Genomic DNA, 24,380 nt, shown 5'->3' on the forward strand with positions numbered 1-24,380 from the left:
ATGACCGTCTACTCCACCGACTTGACCCAGGTCCTCCACACGATCAGGGAAACGCTCGCGCACCGCGTGGCGACGAGTGTCACCGAGGGCACAGCCGGGCTCGAGCTCGCGGGGGTGATCGAACAGCTCGACAACCTCGCCCCGCGAGTCTCGTGGGATCCGGCGGGGCTCCGACAAAGCTGCGAGCGTACCGAGGAGTTGGCTGGAAAGCTCGGGCTCGCGCCCGTCGAGGACGGCAGCGGCGACGTCTCAGCACTGCGCCGCCGCCGTCGCGACATCTCGGAGGTGCTCGCCGAGACCTACCGGAGCGGCACGCAGGTGAGCGACATCGTATCGGCGGTAGCACGATTCTCCGACATCGATGTCCGGGAGCAGATCTCGACCGCGCTGCGCGGCGGCCTGCCGGACTGACCCGCCGACCGTGCGCGGTTTCGGTAGCAGCCGCTACCGAAACCGCGCACGGTCATGCGTTGTGGCGCTTCGTCGCGGTGAAGTCCGCCGGCTCGGGTCCGGCCGTGCGGGCCCAGTACTCGGGCACCGGCCACGGGGAGTTGGTGACCACTCGTCCGCTGGAGTTGCGGTAGTAGCTGCTGACCCCCTCCATGGCGTAGACCATGGCGGCGTTGGCGTCGTCGAGCTCGTTGTTGTAGCGCTCGTACGGCTCCGGCTTGCATTCGAGCGACGCGAGATCGTCGGTGACGAGTCGGCTGATCGATTCGACGACGTACCGCACCTGCGCTTCGGCGATGGTGATGTAGCTGCCGCCGGGCGGATTCGTGTTGGGGCCGTACAAGAAGAACAGATTCGGGAACCCCGGGGTCGTGATGCCCAGATACGCGCGCCCGTTGTCGTCCTCCCACATCTCTCGCAGGGATATTCCCTCACGTCCACGGATCTCCATCGGGAACAGGAAGCGCTGCTGCTGGAACCCGGTGCACAGGATGAGCACGTCGATTTCGCGCGTCTCGCCGTCCGCGGTGACGATCCCCTGCGGCGTCAGCCGCTCGACCCTGTCGGTCAGAAGTTCCACGTTGGGCCGACGGAGCGTGGTGAACCAGCCGTTGTCGATGAGGAGCCGCTTGCCGAACGGCGGATAGTCGGGAAGGGTCCGGCGTTGCAGATCCTCGTCACCGTCGAGTTGCTGTTCGAGGTACGCGGTGAAGTACGCGCGGTATGCGTCGTTGAGGGAGCTGACGAGCTTGCCCTTCTCCTCGCGGCGCGGATCGACGGGAAGGGCGGCGAACGTCCGTTCCGTGTAGAGCCAGTACAGACGGAAGCGGTACCAGCCGCGGTAGAACGGAATGTTGTCGTACAGCCAGTGCTTGGTGGCATCCGACTTCTGGAAGTAGTGTTCGTTGGGTGCGATCCACTGCGGCTGGCGCTGCAGGACGACCATGTTCTCGACCTGATCGGCGATCGCCACCACAAGCTGCATGGCGCTCGCGCCGTTACCGACGACCGCGACCCTCTTGCCGGTCAGATCGAGGTTCTCGGGCCACTGTGCCGAGTGGACGATCTCGCCACGGAACTCCGAGGCGCCCGGGAAGTCGGGGACGTTGGGAGTGCTGTGCAGCCCTGCCGCGGTCACCAACGCGGTGGCGCGTAGCTCCTGCTGCGCACCGTCGGGCCCGGTGACCGACAGCACCCACAGTTGCTCGGCCACGTTCCACACCGCCGTGTCGACCGAGTGGCCGAGCCGGATCCGGTCCGTGATTCCGTGTTCGCGTGCGACGTCGGCAACGTAGTCGAAGATCTCGTTGCGTCGGGCGAAGTACTCGGACCAGTTCTTCGGGCGGAAGGAGAACGAATACAGATCGCTGGGAATGTCGACGCGCGCTCCGGGGTACCGGTTCTCCCACCACGTGCCTCCGATGTGGTTGTTGCGTTCGAGGACGGTGTAGGGAATGCCGGACTTCTCGAGGTTGATCGCACAGGTCAGGCCAGATACGCCCGCTCCGACGATCGCGACCCCGAAATCCGATCTGGCAGTATGGATTTTCTCACTGACGTCGGCCGGCGCGAAGGGAGTGAAGCCGAGCTGTTCGGCTATCATCGGGGCGTAGACCTCGGAGATCGGTTCGCCCATGACCGTACTCATCAACCGGATGAGTTCGGTACCGGTCGGCGCGGGATGTGTGATCGGCTTGCCGTTGCACCAGTCAAGGACGGCGTCGGTGGCAGCCTCGTGGATCTCCGCCTGGATCGCGGGATCGAGGCCGCCGTCGTTCAGTTCCTCGAATCCACGGGTGAGGGCAGGAACGTACGGCGGAGAAAGCCACTTCTCCTCGCCGGTCAGCTGATAGAGGACGGGGAGCAGGCACGGAATGTTACCTGCAGTGACGGCTGCGTGCACGGTGGCACGGTCGAGGTTCGGGTTCGGGTTCGGCGTGACGGCGGGGCTCACGGTCTCTCCTTCGGGAGTGAGGTAGACGGGTTCAATCGATCAGGGAGCGGAGGGTTTCGATCGCGGCGAGTCGCTCCGTGTGCGTGGCCGCCATCGGAGCGACGTTGAGGAGTCCGACGCCGAGTTCGTCGAGCATTGCAATGCGCTCCGAGATATAGGAGGCCGGACCGATCAGGGACGTCGCACGCACGAGTTCGTCGGGAACCGCGGCCGCGGCTTCGGCATGGCGGCCGGACAGGAACAGCTCCTGGATTCTTGCCGCCTCTTCGGTGAATCCGTAACGGCACGCCAGCGTGTTGTAGAAGTTCCGATCCCGCGATCCCATGCCGCCGATGTAGAGCGCCAGCTGAGGTCGCGCGCGGTCGAGCCAGGGCGCAGGATCCTCGACGACCGCGAACGGGAGCCGAACGATGATGTTCAGCTCGCCGAGGGCGTCGTCGCGTTTGGCTTTGCCGCGCTGCAGCGCCTCGCCCCACACCTCGTTCATCTTCTCCGGGTGGAAGAAGATGGGCTCCCAACCCTGTGCGAGCTCGGCGGTCAGCTCGACCATCTTGTCGCCGAGTGCGGCGATCGATATCGGAATATCGGGACGCAGAGGATGATTGATCAACTTGAGTGGCTTTCCGAGGCCGGTGCCCTCGTTCGCCGGGAGGGGTATGTGATAGTGGCGCCCTTCGTGGCGTAGAGGGTCGCGGTGCCATACTGTGCGGCAGATTTCGACCGTCTCCCGTGTCTTGCCCACGGCGTGGCCGAAGGGTGCGCCGTGGAATCCCTCGACCACCTGCGGGCCGGATGCGCCGATCCCGAGGCGAAAGCGCCCCTCGGATACGTAGTCGAGTCCGGCGGCTGTCATGGCGAGAGTAGCCGGAGTTCGGGCATCGAGAGCGAGGATGCCGGTGGCGAGTTCGATTCGTGAGGTCCGAGCAGCAAGGAAGCCGAGTTGGCTCACCGCATCGAAGGAGTACGCTTCGCCGAGGGTGGCGGAGTCCAGCCCAGCGGATTCGTAATCGGCTGTTTCCGAGGCTAATTCATGGAACGGGCGTCCGTGGCCCAGGATGGTGCCGATGCGCATGTTGTTCCTGCCTTCCGCAACTTGCAGCACCCTGCTGCGATAGAGGTCTTCGGATCTTCGGCCGCACGGCTCTCGTGGGACCGCAGTTCGAAGTCGAGGCGTGTAATCGGCCGTAGGTTAATGCTAACTATGGTTGTGTGTCTTGGTCAATGGATTATGAACTGTAGCTATATGAACCGTAGTTAGTCGTCGCTATGCCCATGAGGCGGGATCGAGGTTGTGCGGGGCCCGGGCGGCGGAGTGCATGGTGCTCAGGGATTGGGACCGGGCGGGCAATGCCGCCCATCGGGGCCGGATTGACCAAGTAAGTGTTGATTGCAGCTGGACTGAGGAGATTAATGACCACGACCTGCATAATTAGACATTGACATTAATGGTAACTATGTTACCTTACTCACACCGGAATGCTCCGTGAGTGGCTTCGGAAGCGCCGTAGGGACTTTGAAGACCGGGTGCGTGAGACACAGTCGAATGTTGGTCACGCCTCCGGATGGACATCCGCACGAAAGGCATGAACATGACCGAGACGCTCACCCACGAGGCAATCGCCGACAGCGCCAGGGAGGCCGACTATCTGCAGCGAGCCCGCTCGATTGCATCGCTGATCAGGGAAGAGGCCGCCGCCATCGAGAGCGATCGGACGATCACGAAGCCGGTCGCCGACGCGCTCGTCGAACTGGGCCTGCACGGAATGCTGATCCCTGAGGAACTCGGGGGCGGTGGTCTGCTTCCCAGCGAGGGTATGCGGGTGTTCGAGGAGGTCGCGAAGTCCGACGCGTCGACCGGATGGGCGTGGATGGCCAGTGAATGGGGCACGGCCGGTGTGATCGGCTACCTTGCGTCCGAGGTGGTCGAGGAGCTGTTGAGCAGGGACGAGAAGTTCATCGTGGCGGGTCAACTGCTCCCGCGGCACCCCGGTGTCCAAGTCGAGGGCGGATACATCATCAACGGCGGCTACTCCTTCGCGAGCGGCTCGGACCATGCGACCTGGATCGGTGCGGGCTTCTATGTGGCAGACGAGCAGGGAAACCCGATTCTCGGCGAGAACGGACAACCGCAGGCTCGGATTGCTCTGCTGCCCAGGGATCAGGTCGAATTCGAGAACAACTGGGATGTGTGGGGGCTCGCCGGCACCGGCAGCCACGACTACACGGTTTCCAAGAAGTTCGTGCCTGCCGAATACACCACGCCGACCTTCGGTGGCACGCCGACTCGTTCGGAGACCATGTACAAGCTCACCAACGAGCTGGCCGGCGGTCTACCCCACGCGTCGATTGCACTCGGAATCGCCACGCGTGCACTCGAACTGGTGGCGAATGTGACCGCCGGTAAGATGCGTCCCAACTACACCGTCCCGGTCGGCGACGCCGACTTTTTCCGGATCGACTTCGCGCGCAAGGAAGCGAACCTCCAGGCCGCCCGCCTCTACGTCTACGACGTCACCCGGTCGGCCGAAGCCGTCGTCAACGCCGGTGACCCCGTGACGCCCGAGCATGTCGCCCGGGTACAGCAGATGCTGTCCTGGGTGCACGAGGTCACCAGTGACATCGTGGAGTTCGCCCACCGATGGGGCGGCAGCCAGAGTATCGGCCGCACCAGCACGCTCGGCCGTTTCGTGCGCGACATGCACGTGGCGACCCAGCACCTCCTGGTCGACCCGAAGATGCTCGTGGACGCAGCGGGTGTGCTCCTTCCGGTCTATGCGCAGGCCGAGGTCTGAACACTGATTCCGGGCCGGTCGCGCCTTCGGGTGCGCCCGGCGTCTCCGGCCTGCCGTGGGGTAGGCCGACAAGCCTGAGAGGCACCCACGATGGGTCATTACAAGAGCAATCTCCGGGATGTGGAGTTCAACCTCTTCGAACTGCTCGGACGCGACCGAGTTCTCGGCACCGAGCCGTTCGAGGACGTCGACCTGGACACCGCCAAGGTCGCATTGCGTGAGGTCGATCGCCTCGCGCGCGAGGATCTCGCGGAGTCCTTCGAAGACTCCGACCGCAGCCCGACCGTCTTCGACCCCACGACGCACACCGTCACGGTCCCGCCGTCGTACGCGGCGACATACAAGACGTGGATGGATGCCGAATGGTGGCGCCTGCGTGTGCTTCCCGAACTGGGCGGCACTCACGCACCGAGTTCGCTGAACTGGGCACTCGGCGAGTTCGTCCTCGGCTCGAATCCGACCCTGTGGACGTACGTCGGATTCCCGACGGCGACCCGCGTCGTGTGGAAACACGGCACCGAAAGGGACAAGAGGATCGCGGAGATCGCTGCGGACAAGCAGTGGGGCGCGACCATGATGCTCACCGAGTCGGATGCGGGCTCGGATGTCGGCGCAGGCCGGACGAAGGCGATCCCCAACGACGACGGAACCTGGAACATTATCGGCGTCAAGCGCTTCATCACCGCGGGTGAGCACGATCTGACGGACAACATCCTCCACCTCGTTCTCGCCCGCCCCGTGGGCGTCGAGGGTGCCGGTGGGCCGGGTTCCAAAGGCCTCAGCCTCTTCCTCGTCCCCAAGTACCATTTCGACCCCGAAACCGGCGAGCACACCGGCGAGCGCAACGGCGTCTACGTCACCAACGTCGAGAAGAAAATGGGCGTGAAGGTCTCGGCGACCTGTGAGATGACCCTCGGCGAGAACGAGTCGGCGCGTGGCTGGCTACTCGGAGACGTCCACGATGGCATCGGCCAGATGTTCGACGTGATCGAGGACGCCAGGATGATGGTGGGGTCCAAGGCCATCGCGACACTGTCGAGCGGTTATCTCAACGCCCTCGATTACGCCAAGGTGCGCGTCCAGGGATCCGATCTCACCCGGTCGTCAGACAGATTGGCTCCCAAGGTCCCGATCACCCGGCACCCGGACATCCGAAGGTCGCTGCTGACCCAGAAGTCGTACGCCGAAGGGCTTCGATCCCTGGTCCTGTACACGGCCTCGTGGCAGGACGAGATCGCGATCGGTAGCGCTGGAGGCGACGACACGGCACTCGCCGAGGCAGTCAACGATCTGCTTCTGCCGGTCGTCAAGGGATACGGATCCGAACGTTCGTGGATCGTGCTGGGAACCGAATCGCTTCAGACCTTCGGAGGGTCCGGATACCTTCAGGACTATCCCCTCGAGCAGTACGTGCGCGACGCCAAGATCGACACGGTCTACGAAGGTACAACCGCGATCCAGGCGCAGGACCTGTTCTTCCGCAAAATCATCAAGAACGAGGGGGCTGCCTTCGGTCACCTCGTCGGCGAGATCGCGGCGTTCGCCGAGGATCCGGCCGCGACTACGGATCTGGCGCTCGAACGAGACCTTCTACGCGAGGCGGCCGGCAGTGTCGAGGCGACCGTCGCGAAGATGACGGCCGATCTCGTGCTGTCGAACCCGAAGGTCGCCGGCGGCGACGCGAAGAGCGTCTACAAGGTCGGGCTCAACGCGACCCGGCTGCTCTACACGCTCGGCGATGTCCTCGTCGCGTGGCTGCTGTTGCGGAGCGCCGTGATCGCCCTCCATGCGCTCGACACGGACATCACCGCGGCCGACAGGTCGTTCTACGAGGGTAAGGTAGCCGCTGCGCGGTTCTTCGCCCGGAACGTTCTGCCCGTGGTGGTGGCCGAGGGGCGAATAGCCGGTGAGGTGGACGATTCGGTGATGACCCTGGACGACTCGGCGTTCTGACGAACCTGCTGTAGCACAAAGAAATGCGGGCCCGATTCGCTCGGGCCCGCATTTCGCCGTGCGGCGCCTGCGGTAGATGTCGCCGTGTTCCCCGATAGCTGCGTCGCCACCGTCGGCGGCGACGATTCGCACGGCGGCATGTACGACGGCGGTCAGCGACGAGAAGTCGTAGCCCTGACGAACCCGCTCCGGCAGCTTCAGCAACCGGACGAACATCGTGGGAACGGCTCGGACGTGTTCGATCCGGCGTTCCTCGACGACTCGGAGGAGCTCCTCGGGGTCGAAACGACCTTGGCGGCGCCGGCAAGCGTCGCCTCGACGAAGCCGATCTCGTTGCGCATCACGATCGCGTACCGGTTGCCGTGTTCGACACCCAGAGCCGCGAGTGCCGACGCCAATCGGGTGGAGCGCTCCCGCACCTGGACGTGGGTTCGAACGTCGCTGCCGCATCGGAGGTTTGCTCCGGTGGTCACAGATGACTTCCTTCCAGGGAAAGAGTGGGCGGCTGAGGTGTGTCTCCTCCGTCACGCACGATGCAGAGGGCATCGACCGCGACGAGTCCGTCGTCCGTGACGAGGAGCGGATTGACGTCGAACGACTCGATCCACCCGTGGCAGGCTGCGGCCAGGTTCCCGAATCCCACCAGTAGATCCGTGAGCTGATCGAGGTTCCACGGTGCGGACCCCCGATAGCCGTGCATCAGCCGTAGGTCGCGGAACTCGTCGATGAGCGTCTCGGCGTCGGTCCGGGTCAGCGGTGCCGGGCGGCCGCCGACTCGTCCGAGTACTTCGACGAGGATGCCGCCGATGCCCAGCACCACCATGGGTCCGAGTTCGCTGCGGCCCTCGATCCCGACGAGCAGTTCACCTCGAGCGGCCGTCATGGGCTGGACGGCGACGACGTCGGGGACACCGTGGCGCTGCGCTATCGCTCGCATGCGTGCGACGGCGTCGTCGAGATCCTCGCGTTCGACGTTCAGCACGACGGCACCCAGTTCCGTGCGGTGTGGTACGTCCGCGAGCTTCACCGCGTATGGTCCGGCGAAGTCCGGCTCGGCCTCCTCACCTGCGCCGACGGTGCAGTGCGGGGCGGTCGGGATGCCGAACCGATCCAGCAACTCCACAGCCTGTACGAACGGGAGGAACCGGCGGCCGTCGCCGGTGTCCCGGAGGGGTCCGGCCGGTCGGGGGAGAGGCGCGACGGGCACGGCTTCCGGGCGGGGGTTCCGGCGGCCGCGGACGAAGGTGCCCATCGTGCGGAGTCCGCGCAGGGTCCCGCGCAGTCCGTAACCGAGGGCGACGCTTCCGTCGGCGCCGATCACCTCCTTCGCATACGAGCCGACCGGACCTGCACCGGCCGCGATCGCAACGGGCTTTCCGTACCGTCGTGCCGCCTGGGCGACGTCGTCGATGAGACGGCGGTAGATGGGGGAGTCGTCGCGCTCGCCCCACATGTTGACGAACACGACCGCGTCGAGTTCGGGCGATCCGACGTACCGATCGACGATGTCCGTCCAGAAGGTCGCGCCGAATCCGGTGGTATCGAGGGGATTGGGGACTGTGATACCCGGAATGGTCGCCCGGACCCAGTCGGCGAGGTCGTCGAGTGGTGGGAGGGTGAGTCCCTCCGCCTCGGCCAGATCGTAGGCCAGGGACGCGAACCCTCCGGTGCCGGCGACCACTCCGATGTTCTCGACCGGGTTCCACTTCGCCGGGTCGAGCTGGCCGACGATCGAGAGCCGGTCCACGAGCTCCTCGATGTCGTGGGCGAGCTGGATCCCCGCCTGGCGGAATGCCACGTCGTAGGCCCAGGCGTTTCCGGCCAGCGCTCCGGTGTGCGATGCCGCCATCTGCTGGGTGCGGCTGTTGCGCGCGAGTTTGAGTGCAACGACCGGCTTTCCGGCCTCGATGCAGCGGCGGGCCGCTCGAAAGAACTCTTCGGGCCGGCGAATGCCCTCGACGATCAGGCCGACCGCGGCGGTGTCCGGGTCGGTCGCGAGGAATTCTACGTAGTCGGCGATGTCGGTGGTCGCCTCGTTTCCTGCCGAGATGAGGCGTGAGATGCCCACACCGGTCCGCAGGCCGGCGGTGACGGCGACGCCACCGATCATCGCGCCGCTGTGGGAGACGATGGACACCCCGCCCGCGGGGGGACGGTAGTCTGCGGACGCGGTCAGGTTCAGGCTGCGGGGAACGCTGATGTAGCCCAGGCTGTTCGGGCCGACGACCGCCATGCCGCCGCGCTCCGCGGCGGTGACGAGGCGGAGCTGGAGGGCGTCGCCGTCCGCGCCGAGTTCCGCGAAGCCGGCGGCGTACACGACGAGGCCTCCGCAGTCGAGTTCGGCACACTCCTCGGCCAGCGTTACCGTCCGTTCCGCAGACATCACCGACAGTACGGAGTCGATCGGGCCGGGAATCTCGGTGATCGAGCGGTACGGCTGCATGCCGAGGACGGTGGGCGCCGTCGGGTGGACGAAGAACACCTTTGCGTCGCTGTCGAGTGTCGGCCGGATGAAGGGCGCTACCGCGGACTTGTCGCTCAACCCGACGATCGCGATGGTCGAGGGGTTCAGTACACGCTCGAGGGGCGACGTGGGGCGAACGTCGGATTCGTCTGTGCGGGACGAACCGTCGTCCGAGATGAGGGTCATGGTCTGGGTCCTCCGGTCGGGGGGGTGTGGCATCTGGCCGGGTGTCGTGGCGGTGTCCTCGTGGGGGCCAGAAGCAATTCGTGAGCCGTGGGCGGGCATCTGCGCTCGCGATGTGTTCCGGCTCGGAGCCGAGCTGAAGCTCGGGTGAGTCGAAATCTATCACCGTGAACCTCGGTTATGACCATATCTACGTCTGAATCGGAAAAAGTGCAGGGAAACGTCTTCCTAAGTTAGTGGTAACTATGTAACATCGCTCACAGCCCGACCGCTAGGCGGTGTCGGGATTCGGACTCGATTCGGAGGACCCCATGGCCAGGACCGAAGCACTCGCACGCGTCGAGAAGATGTATTTGGAAGGCTTCCCCGATCCGGCGACGGCAACGGTGGATGATCTGCGCAATGCATACGACCGACTGTTTCTGCAGTTCGCTCTCCCCGAGGGAGTCGAGTCGGTCGAAGGCGAGGTCGGCGGTGTCCCCGTCCTGTTCGTCGCAGCCGACGGAGCCGCGCAGGACAAGGTGCTCGTGTGGTTCCATGGCGGCGGCTACATCATGGGCAGCGCACGGGGTTTCCAGGAACTCGGACACACCCTTTCGCGCGCATCCGGCGTGACCGTCGTTCTGCCCGACTACCGGCGTGCGCCGGAGAACCCGTTCCCGGCCGCCGCCGACGACGGTGCCGCCGTGGTGTCCGCACTCGTCTCGGAATACGGCGCGGGTAACGTCGCGGTCGGTGGCGACTCGGCCGGCGGCGGCCTGGGACTCTCCGCTCTCACCGCGGTCCGCGACAAGGGCGAATCACTACCAGCAGCGGCAGTATTCATCTCCCCACTCCTCGATCTCACCGCGAGCGGCGACAGCATCGACGAGTTCGACGGCAAGGACATCGCGGTCTCGCGCGGGTCGATCGGCAACGTCGGCGACGCCTACCTGCAGGGCCACGACCCGGAGGATCCGCTGGCATCGCCGCTCTTCGCGGATCTGCGCGACCTCCCGCCCGCGCTGTTCCTGGTCGGTTCCGGCGAGGTGCTCCTCGACGACTCCCGCCGGGCAGCGGCGGCGATCGTCGAGCGCGGTGGGTCGGCGACCGTGTCCACGTACGACGACATGGTCCACGTGTGGCCGCTGTTCTCGTCGATCCTGCCCGAGGGTATCCAGGCGGCGGACGAGGCCGGGTCCTTCCTTCGCAAGAATCTCGGGCTCTGACGGCTCGCACCTGACAGACCCGCGGGCGCCGCACCGGCGGCGGCGCCCGCGTTCCAGCCCCTCCGCCGGGCACCACCACGCACGAAAGGCATCCGACATGCCCGAACAACAACTCGATGAGCTGGCGGCGCGGTTCCGCGACGCCATGGCCGCGGTGTGCACGCCCGTCGCCGTCGTGACGGCGATGGACGGCGAGCGACCCCACGGCTCAACCGTGAGTGCCTTCGCGTCGTTGTCGATGGCACCCCCGTCGGTGCTGGTCTCCCTGGATCGAGGATCGGACCTGCTGGGGCTCGTCCTCGAATCGGGCACCTTCGGGATGAACGTCCTCGGCAGCGCGCAGTCGGCGCTCGCCGGCCAGTTCGCGCGCAAGGGCCCGGAGAAATTCCAGGACGTGTCGTGGCGTATGGACCGGGGCGTGCCGCGCATCGCCGATGTCCCGCACTGGGTCGCCGCAGTGGTGATGGAAACCCTCGACGTGGCCGACCATACCGTCGTGTTCGGCCGAGTAGTCGACATCGCGAGCGAAACCATCCCGCCACTGACGTACCACGGCCGGGTCTTCGGAACCCACGCGGCGCTCCCGCCGACGCCCACGACCACCGGCAGGACGCCCACGACCACCGGCAGGACGCCCACGACCACCGGCAGGACGCACCGATGACACACACCGAATCCTGCGACCGGGCCGTCGATGTCGACGCAGCGTTGGAACGAGCCCGGAACTCCTTCGCCGCCGTGTTCGGGGACGGTCGGCTCTCGCTCGGACAGCTCCGTCGCAACCTCGACGAGATGATGCTGGAATCCACGCTTTCCGAGGATGTTTCGGTCGACGACATCGTCGTCGGCGGTGTCGAAGCGTTGCGCGTCGCGGCCGGACCCGCGATCGACGACAACGTGCTCGTGTGGTTTCACGGCGGCGGCTACGTCATGGGGAGTCCGCACGGATACCGCCACGCCGCAGCAGCCCTGTCACGGGCGCTCGGCTCCGTGGTGGTCCTGCCCGGCTATCGGCTCGCTCCGGAACATCGGTTTCCCGCCGCGCTCGAGGACGCCGCCGCGGTGGTGGACGCCCTCGTCGCCGAGTACGGGCCCGAACGGACGGCCGTCGGTGGGGATTCCGCCGGCGGCGGCCTGACGATGTCCGTCCTTGTCGATGCCCGGAACCGCGGCGTCACTCTGCCCGCGGCCGCCGTGGCGGTGTCTCCGCTCGCCGATTTCACGGCATCGGGCGCGAGTGTCGCGAGCAACGGCGATACGGACCCGGTGATCACGAAACGCTCGTTGGCCATGCTCGCGGCGACATACCTCCGCGAGAACGACCGCGACACTCCGCTCGCCTCACCGGTCTTCGCGGACCTCACGAATCTGCCACCGATCCTGTTGCTGGCCAGCGACAGCGAGATCCTTCTCGACGACGCGGTCCGCATGCACGACTCGATTCGGAACGCCGGGGGCGCGAGCACGCTGTCGGTGTACCCGAACACGTGTCACGCGTGGACGCTGTTCACCGATTTCCTACCCCAGGCTCGAGACGGGGTCGACGAGATCGCCAGATTTCTCACGAAGGAACTGTCATGACCGTCGATATCGTCGACGCCGGCCCGGTACGGCACATCGTGATCAACCGTCCCGAACGGATGAATGCAGTCGACAAGGCGACACTGGACCGATTGACGGACGCGGTTCGACGCGCAGGGGAGGATCCCGGCGTGCGGGTCATCGTTGTCTCCGGTTCCGGACGAGCTTTCTGTGCGGGTGGAGATCTCGATGTCGAGGACCCCCTGTCGGTGGAGAACACCGCGTCCACCGCCGACGCGGCGTCACGCTGCATCGACTCGATCCGGCGGGTGCCATGCCCCGTCGTCGCTGCGGTACGGGGTCCGGCGGTAGGTGTCGGCGTGGCAATCGCACTTGCCGCCGACCTGACAGTGGCGCGTTCCGACGCGTTCTTCTCGATGCCGTTCACCTCCATCGGATTGATGCCGGACGGTGGCGCCACCGCGCTGGTAGCGGCGGCCGTCGGGCGGCCTGTAGCGCTGCGGATGTCGTTACTCGGGGAGAAGGTGAGCGCGACCGACGCAGCAGGACTGGGCCTGGTGGCCGCGACATTTGACACGGACGTATTCGAGGCGGAACTCGACGCGCTGCTCACCGGTCTGAGCCGCCGTTCTCCCGAGGCGCTGATCGAGACGAAAACCGCAATCAACGAGGCAACGCTGGGCGAACTGGGCAACGCGTTCGCCCGCGAACGCGAAGGTCAGATTCGGCTGACGACCACCGACGGTTTCCGTAATGCCGTAGCCGCGTTCGCGGCGAAGAAGACACCGGCGAACGGAACGTCGAGGCAGGAGGCGTGATGACGACCGTGGAACGACGTCACAGATCCGCCGTCGTCTGCGAACCGACGTCGACGGCCCGCTTGGGCACGGCTGCCGCGGCTGTCTCTGCTGGAAGAACGGTCGTCCTGTTCGATCCCGCGTCCGGTGAGGCGAATCTGGTACTCGCAGCAGAGTTTGCCACCACCGCGGCCCTCGCATTCATGATCCGGCACACGTCGGGCTTCGTGAAGGTGACCGTGACCGAGGACGAGTGTGTGCGGATGCAGCTTCCACCGATGTGGGCGCTACCCGAATCCACTGGCTGCCCTGACCTGGCGGTGACCGTGGACGCCGTGGACGGCATCGGAACGGGAATCTCCGCAACGGACCGGGCACGCACGATCAGGACCATCGCCGACCCGGCCACGGGGCCTGCGGCCTTGTCGAGGCCGGGACACGTCGCCCCGGTCATCGCTCGTGGAACCGGCGCCGGTCTCGCCGATGCGGTCGTGCGGATCATGCGCGTGGCCGGAGTTCGACCAGTGGGAGCCCTGTGCGAGCTGGTTTCCCCGAGCAACGAGACCGCCATGGCGAGCGAAGCGGAGAGCATCGAGTTCGGTCGTCGGCACGGCCTGGCGTTCGTGTCGGTCAACGACGTGATGCGGGATGCAGCAACGTCCATCGCATCTCGGTTCGCCACGCGGCTCATCTGATCCGCCCGTTGACGTCCAAGGAGTTCTCGTGTCTTTCGTCGTAACCCAGTCCTGCTGCAACGACGCTTCCTGCGTCGTGGTGTGCCCGGTCAACTGCATACGCCCGACGCCCGACGACCCGGAGTTCCGGACCACCGAGATGCTGTACATCGATCCGCAGGCATGTATCGACTGCGGCGCATGTACGGATGCGTGCCCGGTCGATGCCATCTACCACGAGGACGACCTTCCGGACGAGTACGCCCGATACCGGGACATGAATGCCGAGTACTTCCACAATCATCCACTCGATTCAGAGGGACTCGCATTCGTTCCGGTGTCCTCCGTCCACCTGCCCCGGCAGGAGACTCCGCTGCGAGTGGCAATAGTGGGCTCCGGCCCCGCCGGGGCATACACCGCTGCCGAACTGCTCGCTCGGATACCGAGCGGCTCGCTCGAGATCGAAATGTTCGACCGCCTTCCGACACCGTGGGGACTCGTCCGCGCCGGCGTTGCTCCCGATCACGTCCGGACCAAGGAAATCTCCGAGGTATTCCGCAAGGTCTCGGCGAAGCCGGGATTCCGGTTCCACCTCAACGTAGAGATCGGCCGGCACCTCACCCACGACGAACTGCTCGACCACCATCACGCGGTGATCTACGCCGTCGGCGCTCTCGACGACCGTACACTCGACATCCCCGGAGAAGAACTGGCCGGCAGCGTCGCCGCCACAGAGTTCGTCGCCTGGTACAACAGCCACCCGGACTACGCGCACCGAACGTTCGATCTCAGTGGAGAACGTGCTGTCGTCGTCGGCAACGGCAACGTCGCCCTCGACGTCGCCCGGATACTCGTCTCGAACCCGGATGATCTCGCTCGAACCGACATTGCCGATAACGCCTTGAAGGCGCTGCGAAACAGTGGAATACGTGAAGTAGTCGTGCTCGGAAGGCGGGGAGCCGCCCAGGCGGCCTACACCACCCCGGAGCTCCTTGCACTCGGACGCGTCCCTGGCGTCGACGTAGTCGTCGATCCGTCCGAACTCGGCCTCGGCGGCGGCGAGGGTGTCGACGGCCCGTTCTCGACGACTCTCAAGAGCCGGGTCGCCGCAGAGTTCGCCACCCGCGCGCCAGACCCTGGGCGCAAGCGCATCGTGCTGCGCTATCTCACCTCACCCACGCGGATTCTCGGGCTCGATCGTGTCGAAGGAGTCGAGATCGTTCGCAACGAACTGATCCGAAACGGAAGCGGCACACTCGAGGCCCGACCGACCGACCGACTCGAAACTGTCGAGGCCGGTCTGGTGCTGAGGTCGATCGGCTACCGCGGCACGGCCGTACCGGACGTGCCCTTCGACAGCCGGCTCGGAAGGATTCCCAACGTCGATGGCAGGGTGGTCGATCCCGCTACCGGGACGTCGATTCCGGGCGTGTACACCGCTGGATGGGTCAAACGTGGGCCCTCCGGTGTGATCGGCACCAACAAGCAGTGCGCACAGAATACCGTCGCCGCGTTGATCGAGGATCTGGCTGCAGGACGGCTGCAACAGGCGAAGTCCGGAAACGACCGGGCTGCTCTCGCTGCGTTGGTTTCGGCACGCCAACCCGAGGTCGTCGACCGGCAAGGTTGGCTGGCGATCGACGCGGAGGAGAGGTCGCAGGGGCGCGAGTATGGCCGCCCGCGAGTCAAGTTCACGGATATCGAGGGAATGCTCGCAATCGCTCACACGGTGACGCACCCGGCGGGGTAGGGCCCGGAGGGTCGCGGATCATCAGCCGGTCCGTGTCCACCGGTTTCGTGAGCGGCTGCCCGAGGGCGATGGGAACCTTCAGTCCGTCAGGCCGGCATGCCGGTTCCCATCATCCTGCTCGCCTACGTGACGGGTGCGGGATTCGAGCCGGTCAGCAGTAGGTGGCCGGCGTCGACGGGGATGGTCACGCCTGTCACCGACGCCGCGAGGTCGGAGTTCAGGTAGAGGGCAGTGTCCGCGATGACCTGCGGCGGCATGAATGTCGTGCCCTTGAGGGCGTGGAAGTGATAGCCGCCCTCGATCATGTCGGCCTCGGTCCCGCCCTCGTGGCCGGCGAACATGTCCCAGGCGCCCTGGTGGTCGGTCATCGGCGTCTTGATCGCTCCCGGGTTGATCGAGTTGCACCGGATCCCGTACGGCGCCAGCTCGAGCGCAATGTTCTTCATCAATCCGATCACGCCGTGCTTGGCCGTGACGTAGTGCGCGTAGTTCATGCCCGGCTCCAGTCCGTTGACCGAGGACGTGATGACGATGGACCCGCTTTGACGCTCGATCATGTGTGGTGCCACGGCTTTCGCGGACTTCCACACGCCGGTCAGGTTGACGCCCATCATCTCTTCCCAGTCGTCCTCGCTGAGCTCCCAGAACGGTGCCTGCGTCCAGATGCCCGCATTGGCGATCAGGATGTCGATCTTTCCGAACGTCGAGATGGTTTGGGTGACTGCGTCGTCGAGTGAAGACTGCGACCGCACGTCGACCTCGAAAGACAGCGCCCGGCGCCCGAGGGCCTCGACCTGTGCAACGGTCTCGGCGAGGTCGGATCCGTCCGCCATCTTGTACGGCACGGTGCCCATCTGGGCGGCGATGTCGATGACCACGACGTCCGCGCCCTCGCGCGCCGAGGTCACCGCGTGCGCGCGCCCCTGGCCGCGTGCTCCACCGGTGATGAATGCGACCTTTCCGTCCAGCATTCCCATGATTACCTCCTGATTGATGGAACGTTCTCGCTGCTGTCAGAGTTGTCCGCCGGCGTCGACGGTGTGCGTGGTGCCGGTGATGTACCGGCCGGCGTCACCGACCAGGTACAGCACCGCATTCGAGATGTCGATCGACTCCAGTGCGGGGACGGGAAGCGCGTTGAGTGTGAGCGCCGCTTCCTCGAAGTCGGCACGCGTGGGGTGCCCGAGATCCGGTCGGAAGAGCTGGTAGGTGGGCTCGTTGAGGATCATGTCCGTCGCCACCGTGGTGGGATGAATGGTGTTGACCCGGATGCTCTGCGGGGCGAGTTCCTGCGCGAGCACGCGCATGAATCCGATCAGGCCCGCCTTGGCGGCCGAGTAGTGCGCGGTGTTCGCGTTGGCTTTGAGGGCCGCGAGGGAACTGGTGATCACCACCGAACCGCCGCGTCCGCCGGCAATGATGTGGGGTACCGCGGCAACACAGGTCTTCCAGACGCCGGTGAGATTGACGTCGATCATCGTCGACCATGTCTGTTCGGACATTTCCAGCGTGGGCGCGGGTACCGAGATTCCGGCGTTGGCGAGCACGATGTCGAGGCGGCCGAGTTGAGCGACCCCGTCGTCGACGGCCGACGTGAGCGCGGCGAGGTCCCGGACGTCGACTTCGGCGGTCACGATCCGGCGGCCGAGGGCCTTGACCTGGCGCGCGGTCTCGGCGAGATCGTCCGGGGTGGCCGTTGCATACGGCACGGTCTCCACCGGGCGGCAGACGTCCACCGCGATGATGTCCGCGCCTTCCCGGGCGAGGAGCAATGCGTGACTGCGGCCCTGGCCGCGGGCGGCGCCTGTGATGAATGCGACCTGATTCTCGAGTTGTCCCATGACAGTTGACCTTCCGGCACATGCGGCGCCGATTCGAGCGGCGTCGCGTCGTATCGAGCAGGTTATGTCATGCGGTGACAAAACGTAGCGAATCGGGTGATTCGGTTGGGAAGTCGTCCGCCGGGCACTCGGCCTTTGAGATCATCGACGCGTGACCAGGACCGGCGACCGAACCCCCGCACCCTCCGACCGCGGTGGGCGTCCCGCGGCGACCAGTGCGCACGAGCTGGCAGCGGTGGCGCAGCGGCTGTTCCTCACCCATGGGTTCGAGCAGACGAGCGTCGACGACATCGCCGCGGAGGTCGGCATCAGCCGCCGCACCTTCTTCCGCTATTTCCCGTCCAAGGCCGATGTCCTCTGGGTCGAGTCGGACGCCGAACTGGCCCGGCTGTGCGAACAACTCTCGGCCGGTCTGCCGGCCGAGCCGTACCGGACGGTCGTCACACGCGCGGTGATCGGGGCCCTGCACGTTCCCGAAGACCAGCACGAGTGGGCGCGGCACCGCGCTCAGTTGGTGCTCAGTGTCCCCGCGGTGCAGGTGCACGCCGCGGCCCGGCACGCCGCGTGGCGTGCTGCGGCCACCGAGTTCGCCGGCATCCGATCGGGGGAGCCGGCGACCGGACTGTTCCCGACAGCGGTCGGGTACGCGGTGGTGGCGGCGGTTCACGCCGCGCACGAGTTCTGGCTCACCGACCCGGGCGTCGACCTCGACGAGGCCCTCGCTCGGTCGCTCGATCTCCTGCTGCCACCGGAGCCCGCCGCCCGGTGAGGTCGCCGCGCTCGACGCCGCGGCGCGCGACCGTGACCCGTAGGTGAGTGGCAAAGCGTGCCGGGGCACTCTTTGCCACTCACCTATGGGAGGGGCGCCATTCCTCGAGCTGTTCGACGGCGGCGTTCGCGACCGCGACGGCCTCGTCGCGGTCGACCCGCGACAGCAGGAGGGCGCTGACGGATAGTGACGTCAGGAGCCGGGCCCGGTGCTGCAGGGTGGCGGCCGAGGCATCGGGGTCGTGGGCCCGGAGTGCATGGGTGAGCGCCCCGGACAGTTCGCGCTGGTAGCTGTCGACGACGGACCGTTGCGCGTCGTCGTGTGCGGCGAAACCCGCGGCACTGTTGAGCAGCAGGCAGCCGCGTCCGGGGGTTTCGTCGGGGAGGGAGGCGAGGGCGCCGGCGAGGCTGCGGTAGTAGCGCGAGGCGGCGTCGGGGCGGGTCGGCTCGTCGGTCAGGATGCGGAGCCGGGGGCGCACCACCCGGTCCAGGTAGTCGTGTACTGCGGCGTCGTAGAGTCCGCGTTTGCTGGTGAAGGCGTTGTAGAGGCTCGACCGATTCAAACCGGTGACGCGCTCGAGGTCAGGTATCGACGTGGCTTCGAAGCCCTTGTCCCAGAACAGGTCGCGGGCGCGGCCGACCACCTCGGCCGTGTCGAAGTCCTGCGTGCGCGGCATGACGATCCTCACTCATGGTTGTGAAACGACCATTTCAGTATATATTGAAATGGTCAGTTCAGAACGAGGAGGGGTTTCGTATGGTTGCCGCGGGTCTTGTTCTTGCCGCACTCGCCAGTGCGCTCCACGTGTACATTTTCGTGCTCGAGTCCGTCCTCTGGACCGCGCCGCGCACCCGCGCGACGTTCGGGACCAGCGCCGAAGAGGCCGCCGCCACCAGGGAGCTGGCCTTCAATCAGGGCTTCTACAACCTCTTCCTCGCGATCGTGACGGCAGTCGGCATCGTCGCCGTGATCATCGGCGCCACCGCCGTCGGTTCGGCCCTCATCTTCGCCGGCGCGGGATCCATGCTGCTCGCGGCGCTCGTACTCCTGCTGTCGTCACCCGACAAGGCGCGCGCGGCGATCATCCAGGGGGCGCTGCCGCTGCTCGCCGTCATCCTCCTCGCGCTCGGACTGGCGCTGTGACCTCAGAAGTATCGAAAGGAACACCATGCCGTCGAGCACCCAGATTCAACTGATCAACCGGCCGGTGGGCTGGCCCACCCAGGACGACTTCCGCACCGCCTCCGTCGAGTTGCCCGCACTCGGGCCCGAGCAGGTGCGCGTGCACAACGAGTTCGTCTCGGTCGACCCCTACATGCGCGGCCGGATGAACGACGTGAAGTCGTACATCCCGCCGTTCGTGCTGGGCGAGACGATGACCGGCGGGGCCGTCGGTCGCGTCGTCGAATCCACCGCCGCCACCCATCCGGTCGGCTCGGTGGTCGTCCACGACCTCGGGTGGCGCGACGTCGCACAGGGTGACGCCTCCGCGTTCCGGGTCGTCGAAGAGATTCCGGGAGTGCCGATCTCGGCCTACCTCGGGATTCTCGGCCTGACCGGGCTCACCGCCTACGTCGGCCTCGTTCACATCGCCCACCTGAAGGCCGGCGACGCCGTGTTCGTCTCCGGGGCAGCCGGTGCGGTGGGGACCGCCGCCGGGCAGATCGCGCGACTCGAGGGCGCATCCCGGGTCATCGGATCCGCCGGGTCCGCGGAGAAGGTCGCGCTGCTGACCGACCGCTACGGATACGACGCCGCCTTCGACTACAAGCAGGCGCCCGTGCGCGAGCAGCTTCGCGGACTCGCCGGCGACGGCATCGACGTCTACTTCGACAACGTCGGCGGCGACCACCTCGAGGCCGCCCTCGACGTCATGCGCCCCGGCGGGCGGGCCGCACTGTGCGGCGCGATCGCGGCGTACAACGCCACCGAGCGCACGCCCGGCCCGGACAACATGGTGAACATCATCAGCCGCGGGCTCACGCTCGAGGGCTTCACGCTCGGTAACTACACCCACGTGTTCCCCGAGTTCGCCGCCAAGATGGGACCGTGGCTCGCGTCCGGCGACGTGGTGCACGACGAGACCGTCGTCGACGGCATCGAGAACTCGGTCGACGCGTTCCTGCAGCTCATGCGCGGCGCGAACGTCGGGAAGATGCTGGTGAAGGTGGCGTAGCCACCCGTGCGCGGTTAAGGAGTCCAGAGACTCGTTAACCGCGCACGGGCGCGGAGCGCCTATACCGCTCGCGCACGTCGGGTGCCGGGTCGGCCTCGAAGCGCCGGGTGGACGTCTGGCTCCACTGGGGCGGCTCCGGGGTCCCGGCCAGGGTCCAGGCCGCCTGACGGCATGCGCCGATCGCGACGTACTCCGCCGGCTGCGGCACGAGCACCGGCGCCCCGAAGACTGCGGGCGCGAGTTCACACAGCGCCTGTGAGCGGGCACCGCCGCCGATCAGGAGGATGCGCCGCACCGTGACGCCCTGGGCAATCAGGTGGTCGATGCCTTCTGCCAGGCCGCACAGCAGCCCCTCGACGGCCGCGCGAGCGAGGTGCGCGGGCGTCGAATTCGCCAGCCGCAGACCGTGAACGGAGCCGGTGGCGTCGGGACGGTTGGGGGTGCGTTCGCCCTCGAAGTACGGCACCATCACCAGGCCGCCGCTGCCGGACGGCGCCGACAGCGCCAGCCGCGACAGCTCGTCGTGATCGACCCCCAGTAGCGAGGCGGTCGCGTCGAGGACCCGGGCGGCGTTGAGCGTGCACACGAGCGGCAGCTGGCGTCCGGTGGCGTCGGCGAAGCCCGCGACGAAACCGCCCGGATCGTTCGCGGGTGTCACGGACACCGCGGACACGACGCCCGACGTTCCCACGGAGACGACGACGTCGCCCACCTGGGCGTCGAGGGCGAGTGCGGCGGCGGCGTTGTCACCGGTGCCCGGTCCGACGGCGGCACCCCAGCGGGTCTCGCCGATCCGCTCGGCGGGCCCGGCGACGCGCGGCACGGCGGCCGTGCGCCCCCGCAGCGCCAGCGACAGCAGGTCGGGCCGGTAGGAATCCGTTGCGGCGGAGAAGTATCCGGTTCCGCTGGCGTCGCCGCGGTCGGTGGCCAGGGTGCCGAGATCCGATCTGCCGGTGAGCTGCCAGGCGAGCCAGTCGTGGGGCAGGCACACCGCGGACGTCCGGTCGGCGTTCGCCGGTTCGGAATCGGCGAGCCAGCGCAACTTGCTGACGGTGATCGCCGCGAGGGGCACCACACCCACGGCGTCGGCCCACGCGTCCGGACCGCCGAGGTCCTCCACCAGTTGTTCGGCGGCGCCGGCGGAGCGAGTGTCGTTCCACAGCAACGCCGGACGCACGACTCTTCCGGTGTCGTCGAGGCACACCATGCCGTGCTGTTGTGCTCCGACCGACACCGCCGCGACGTCGTCGAGTCCGCCGGCGGCGGCGACGGCGTCGTCGAGGGCCGAAGCCCACTCGCGCGGATCGACCTCGGTGCCGTCCGGATGCGACGCCCTGCCCTCCCGGACGAGGTCGCCGGTGTCGGCGTCGCAGACCATCACCTTGCACGACTGGGTGGACGAGTCGATTCCCGCGACGAGTGTCATTGCCGGACACCCGCCGCGCGGTCCAGTGTCTCGCGGGTGGGGAGGTCCGCCCCGGCGCGCGCGACCGTGAGACCGGACATCAGCACTGCGTTGTCGAGCACGTTCCGCAGTTCGTCCGGACCGATCGCGTGGAGGGCGGCGCGGCTCTCCGCGCCGAGGAAGCCGTGCGCCCAGAATCCGTCGAGGAGCCCGGCCATGAACGCGTCGCCCGCTCCGACGGTGTCGACCACCTCGACGTTCCTGGCCGCGACCTCGACGAGACCGGCCGCGCAGACCGCGAAGGCGCCCTGGGCGCCCTTCGTCACCGCGACCATCGCCGGACCGCGCGACAGCCACGCGCGGGCGATGTCGACCGGATCCCGGGCGGGGTCGTACCAGCGGAGGTCCTCGTCGCTGACCTTGACGATGTCCGAGATCGACACGAGGTGCTCGATCCGCTGCCGGGCGCGCGTCTTGTCGGTGATCAACACCGGTCGCACGTTGGGGTCGTAGCTGATCGTCGCGGCGGCGCGCCGGCGTTCGAGCATGTTTGCCACCACATCGCAGCCGGGTTCCATCACGGCGGCAATGGAACCGGTGTGGACGAGAGACGGCGCGGATGCACCGCTGGGGGAGGGGAGGTCCCACTCGAGGTCGAACTCGTAGGTGGCGGATCCCGCGGCGTCGAGGGTGGCGTGGGCCGTCGCCGTGCGCTGCGCGGTGACACTGCCGGGCGCGACGCTCACCCCCGACTGCTCGAGGTGCCGGATGATCGACCGGCCCCGAGTGTCGTCACCGATCCGGGTGACGAATTCGACCGGACGGCCGAGCCTGCCGAGGCCGACCGCGACGTTGAGCGGGCTGCCGCCGACGTATTCGGTGGTCGTGCCGTCGCTCGCCGTGACGATGTCGATGAGGGCTTCACCGATGACCAGACTCATGACTGCACCTTCTCACGCAGAGCCTCGAGTGTCTTCCGGGCGCCGACGCCGTGCAATGACTCCAGCGCCCAGAGATACGCGGTGACGAAGCGCGGATTGTCGGCCAGATCGCCGAAGACGGATCGGTTCTCGATGAACGCCGTGGGGTTCTCGTGCTGGCTGCGCGCGATCGGGACGAGGGAGTCCTTCAACTGGTCGACGACGTCGATGGGTTCGCCGTCCTCGTCGACGCCCTCGGCGTAGCGGGCCCAGCTCGCCACGATCGCGGCCGACAGTCGAATGTGCCGGTCGGCCACCAGGTTCTCGCGGATCACCGGCAGCAGCCACTTCGGGATGCGGTCGGACGATTCGGCGCACAGGCGGGCGACGGTGTCGCGGATCTCGGGATTGGAAAAGCGCTCGATGAGCGTGCGCTTGTAGTCGTCGAGGTCGACCCCGGGCACCGGCGCCAGGGTGGGTGTGGCCTCGTCGTCCATGTACGCCAGCAGAAAATCCGCGAAGAGCGGATCCTGGGCGACGTCGTGCACGAGCCGGTACCCGGCCAGGTACCCGAAATAGCACAGGCCCTGATGGCTGGCGTTGAGCAGGCGCAGCTTCATCAGTTCGTACGGTTCGACGTCGTCGACCACCTGCACACCCACGTCCTCGAACGCAGGGCGGCCGAGCGGGAAGGCGTCCTCGAGCACCCACGACGTGAACGGTTCGGCCGCGACGGGCCACCGGTCGTCGACGCCGAAGCGCGACGACAGCGCCTCCGTCACTTCTGGGGTGGTCACCGGCGTGATGCGGTCGACCATGGAGTTGGGGAACGACGTCTCGGCGCGCATCCACTCGGCGAGGTCCGGGTCCTTCAACTCCGCGTACGCCAGGAACATCCGGCGCGCCACGTCGCCGTTGCCCTGAATGTTGTCGCAGGACATGACGGTCGGCGACGGCAGCCCGCGCGCGCGGCGCCGGGACAGCGCCTCGACGACGAGTCCGAACGTGGTCCGCGGGACGGCACCGTCGGTGAGATCGTGCACGACGTCGGGGTTCTCGGCGTCGAACTCGCCCGTGTCGTGGGTGAAGTTGTAGCCGCCCTCCGTGATGGTCAGCGAGACGATCCGGGTGGTCTCCGCGGCGATCTTCTCGATGACCGCCTCGGGATCGTCGGGGGCGAGAAGGTAGTCGACGATGGAACCGATGACGCTCACGTCCCAGGCGCCGTCGGCGTGACGCAGCGCCAGCGTGTACAGGCCGTCCTGTGCGTCGAGGACGTCCTTCATGCGCCGGTCACCGGGCAGCACCCCGACTCCGCAGATGCCCCAGTCGCGCGCCTGACCGCGCCGCAGCAGCCGGTCGACGTACATCGCCTGGTGCGCGCGGTGGAATCCGCCGACACCGAAATGCACTATGCCCACGGTGATGTCGCCTCGGTCGTAATTCGGCACCTGTACGGTGTCGGCGAACTGCTGCAGTGCCTGCGCGCTCAGTTGCATCGG

General features: G+C 66.9%; 22 protein-coding genes. 12 read left to right on the forward strand and 10 right to left on the reverse strand.

The window, feature by feature from the left end; genetic code table 11:
• A complete protein-coding gene (locus P3H15_RS25415) occupies window positions 1-411 on the forward strand; it encodes a hypothetical protein (protein WP_276139768.1) in 411 nt (136 codons plus the stop codon).
• A gap of 52 nt (window positions 412-463) precedes the next feature.
• On the opposite strand, the gene P3H15_RS25420 is transcribed toward P3H15_RS25415, so the two are convergent.
• Together P3H15_RS25420 and P3H15_RS25425 are read right to left on the reverse strand one after the other, a co-directional pair.
• On the reverse strand, window positions 464-2,404 hold the full coding sequence (locus P3H15_RS25420) for an NAD(P)/FAD-dependent oxidoreductase (protein WP_276139769.1): 1,941 nt from the start codon (window positions 2,402-2,404) through the stop codon (window positions 464-466).
• A gap of 31 nt (window positions 2,405-2,435) precedes the next feature.
• Window positions 2,436-3,476, reverse strand: coding sequence for an LLM class F420-dependent oxidoreductase (locus P3H15_RS25425; protein ID WP_276139770.1), 1,041 nt, complete (start codon window positions 3,474-3,476; stop codon window positions 2,436-2,438).
• 517 nt (window positions 3,477-3,993) lie between these two features.
• Between P3H15_RS25425 and P3H15_RS25430 the strand changes: the two genes are divergently transcribed.
• A complete protein-coding gene (locus tag P3H15_RS25430; RefSeq protein ID WP_276139771.1) occupies window positions 3,994-5,196 on the forward strand; it encodes an acyl-CoA dehydrogenase family protein in 1,203 nt (400 codons plus the stop codon).
• A 90-nt stretch (window positions 5,197-5,286) separates the two neighbouring features.
• A complete protein-coding gene (locus P3H15_RS25435) occupies window positions 5,287-7,149 on the forward strand; it encodes an acyl-CoA dehydrogenase (protein WP_276139772.1) in 1,863 nt (620 codons plus the stop codon).
• A gap of 197 nt (window positions 7,150-7,346) precedes the next feature.
• Here the strand turns inward: P3H15_RS25435 and P3H15_RS25440 are convergent, their stop codons facing one another.
• The gene (locus tag P3H15_RS25440; RefSeq protein WP_276139773.1) at window positions 7,347-7,622 is read right to left on the reverse strand and encodes an AMP-binding protein; all 276 of its coding nucleotides are present in this window, start codon (window positions 7,620-7,622) and stop codon (window positions 7,347-7,349) included.
• Window positions 7,619-9,799: an acetate--CoA ligase family protein gene (locus tag P3H15_RS25445; protein WP_276139774.1), complete on the reverse strand. Its 2,181-nt coding sequence runs from the start codon at window positions 9,797-9,799 to the stop codon at window positions 7,619-7,621. The genes P3H15_RS25440 and P3H15_RS25445 overlap by 4 nt, the downstream gene beginning before the upstream one ends.
• Window positions 9,800-10,107: 308 nt before the next feature.
• On the opposite strand from P3H15_RS25445, the gene P3H15_RS25450 reads away from it, so the two are divergent.
• From P3H15_RS25450 to P3H15_RS25475, 6 genes are all read left to right on the forward strand, one after another.
• Window positions 10,108-11,004, forward strand: a complete 897-nt coding sequence (locus tag P3H15_RS25450; protein ID WP_276139775.1) for an alpha/beta hydrolase fold domain-containing protein — start codon at window positions 10,108-10,110, stop codon at window positions 11,002-11,004.
• Between the two features lie 97 nt (window positions 11,005-11,101).
• Window positions 11,102-11,668, forward strand: coding sequence for a flavin reductase family protein (locus P3H15_RS25455; protein ID WP_276139776.1), 567 nt, complete (start codon window positions 11,102-11,104; stop codon window positions 11,666-11,668).
• Window positions 11,665-12,585, forward strand: a complete 921-nt coding sequence (locus P3H15_RS25460) for an alpha/beta hydrolase (protein ID WP_276139777.1) — start codon at window positions 11,665-11,667, stop codon at window positions 12,583-12,585. Before P3H15_RS25455 ends, P3H15_RS25460 begins: the two co-directional genes overlap by 4 nt.
• Complete coding sequence (locus tag P3H15_RS25465) at window positions 12,582-13,364, forward strand: enoyl-CoA hydratase-related protein (protein ID WP_276139778.1); 783 nt, start codon at window positions 12,582-12,584, stop codon at window positions 13,362-13,364. The genes P3H15_RS25460 and P3H15_RS25465 overlap by 4 nt, the downstream gene beginning before the upstream one ends.
• Complete coding sequence (locus tag P3H15_RS25470; protein WP_276139779.1) at window positions 13,364-14,038, forward strand: 3,4-dihydroxy-2-butanone-4-phosphate synthase; 675 nt, start codon at window positions 13,364-13,366, stop codon at window positions 14,036-14,038. The genes P3H15_RS25465 and P3H15_RS25470 overlap by 1 nt, the downstream gene beginning before the upstream one ends.
• 28 nt (window positions 14,039-14,066) lie before the next feature.
• Window positions 14,067-15,767, forward strand: coding sequence for an FAD-dependent oxidoreductase (locus P3H15_RS25475; protein WP_276139780.1), 1,701 nt, complete (start codon window positions 14,067-14,069; stop codon window positions 15,765-15,767).
• A 122-nt stretch (window positions 15,768-15,889) separates the two neighbouring features.
• On the opposite strand, the gene P3H15_RS25480 is transcribed toward P3H15_RS25475, so the two are convergent.
• Both P3H15_RS25480 and P3H15_RS25485 read right to left on the reverse strand, forming a co-directional pair.
• A complete protein-coding gene (locus P3H15_RS25480) occupies window positions 15,890-16,744 on the reverse strand; it encodes a mycofactocin-coupled SDR family oxidoreductase (RefSeq protein WP_276139781.1) in 855 nt (284 codons plus the stop codon).
• A 36-nt stretch (window positions 16,745-16,780) separates the two neighbouring features.
• Window positions 16,781-17,608, reverse strand: a complete 828-nt coding sequence (locus tag P3H15_RS25485; protein WP_072937029.1) for a mycofactocin-coupled SDR family oxidoreductase — start codon at window positions 17,606-17,608, stop codon at window positions 16,781-16,783.
• 151 nt (window positions 17,609-17,759) lie between these two features.
• On the opposite strand from P3H15_RS25485, the gene P3H15_RS25490 reads away from it, so the two are divergent.
• Window positions 17,760-18,377: a TetR family transcriptional regulator gene (locus P3H15_RS25490; protein WP_276139782.1), complete on the forward strand. Its 618-nt coding sequence runs from the start codon at window positions 17,760-17,762 to the stop codon at window positions 18,375-18,377.
• A gap of 79 nt (window positions 18,378-18,456) precedes the next feature.
• Here the strand turns inward: P3H15_RS25490 and P3H15_RS25495 are convergent, their stop codons facing one another.
• Window positions 18,457-19,053, reverse strand: a complete 597-nt coding sequence (locus P3H15_RS25495) for a TetR/AcrR family transcriptional regulator (RefSeq protein WP_276139783.1) — start codon at window positions 19,051-19,053, stop codon at window positions 18,457-18,459.
• A gap of 80 nt (window positions 19,054-19,133) precedes the next feature.
• On the opposite strand from P3H15_RS25495, the gene P3H15_RS25500 reads away from it, so the two are divergent.
• Window positions 19,134-19,520 (forward strand): DUF1304 domain-containing protein, encoded by a 387-nt coding sequence (locus P3H15_RS25500; RefSeq protein ID WP_276139784.1) that lies wholly within the window; start codon window positions 19,134-19,136, stop codon window positions 19,518-19,520.
• Window positions 19,521-19,545: 25 nt separating this feature from the next.
• Window positions 19,546-20,553: an NADP-dependent oxidoreductase gene (locus P3H15_RS25505; RefSeq protein ID WP_276139785.1), complete on the forward strand. Its 1,008-nt coding sequence runs from the start codon at window positions 19,546-19,548 to the stop codon at window positions 20,551-20,553.
• 34 nt (window positions 20,554-20,587) lie between these two features.
• Here the strand turns inward: P3H15_RS25505 and P3H15_RS25510 are convergent, their stop codons facing one another.
• The 3 genes from P3H15_RS25510 to P3H15_RS25520 are packed head-to-tail and all read right to left on the reverse strand — an operon-like array spanning window position 20,588 to window position 24,377.
• Complete coding sequence (locus P3H15_RS25510; protein ID WP_276139786.1) at window positions 20,588-21,979, reverse strand: xylulokinase; 1,392 nt, start codon at window positions 21,977-21,979, stop codon at window positions 20,588-20,590.
• On the reverse strand, window positions 21,976-22,899 hold the full coding sequence (locus P3H15_RS25515; protein WP_276139787.1) for a carbohydrate kinase: 924 nt from the start codon (window positions 22,897-22,899) through the stop codon (window positions 21,976-21,978). Before P3H15_RS25515 ends, P3H15_RS25510 begins: the two co-directional genes overlap by 4 nt.
• Window positions 22,896-24,377: a mannitol dehydrogenase family protein gene (locus P3H15_RS25520; protein ID WP_276139788.1), complete on the reverse strand. Its 1,482-nt coding sequence runs from the start codon at window positions 24,375-24,377 to the stop codon at window positions 22,896-22,898. The genes P3H15_RS25515 and P3H15_RS25520 overlap by 4 nt, the downstream gene beginning before the upstream one ends.
• Window positions 24,378-24,380 lie beyond the last annotated feature (3 nt).

This window comes from Rhodococcus sp. T2V (assembly GCF_029269925.1).
GTDB lineage: Bacteria > Actinomycetota > Actinomycetes > Mycobacteriales > Mycobacteriaceae > Rhodococcus_F > Rhodococcus_F koreensis.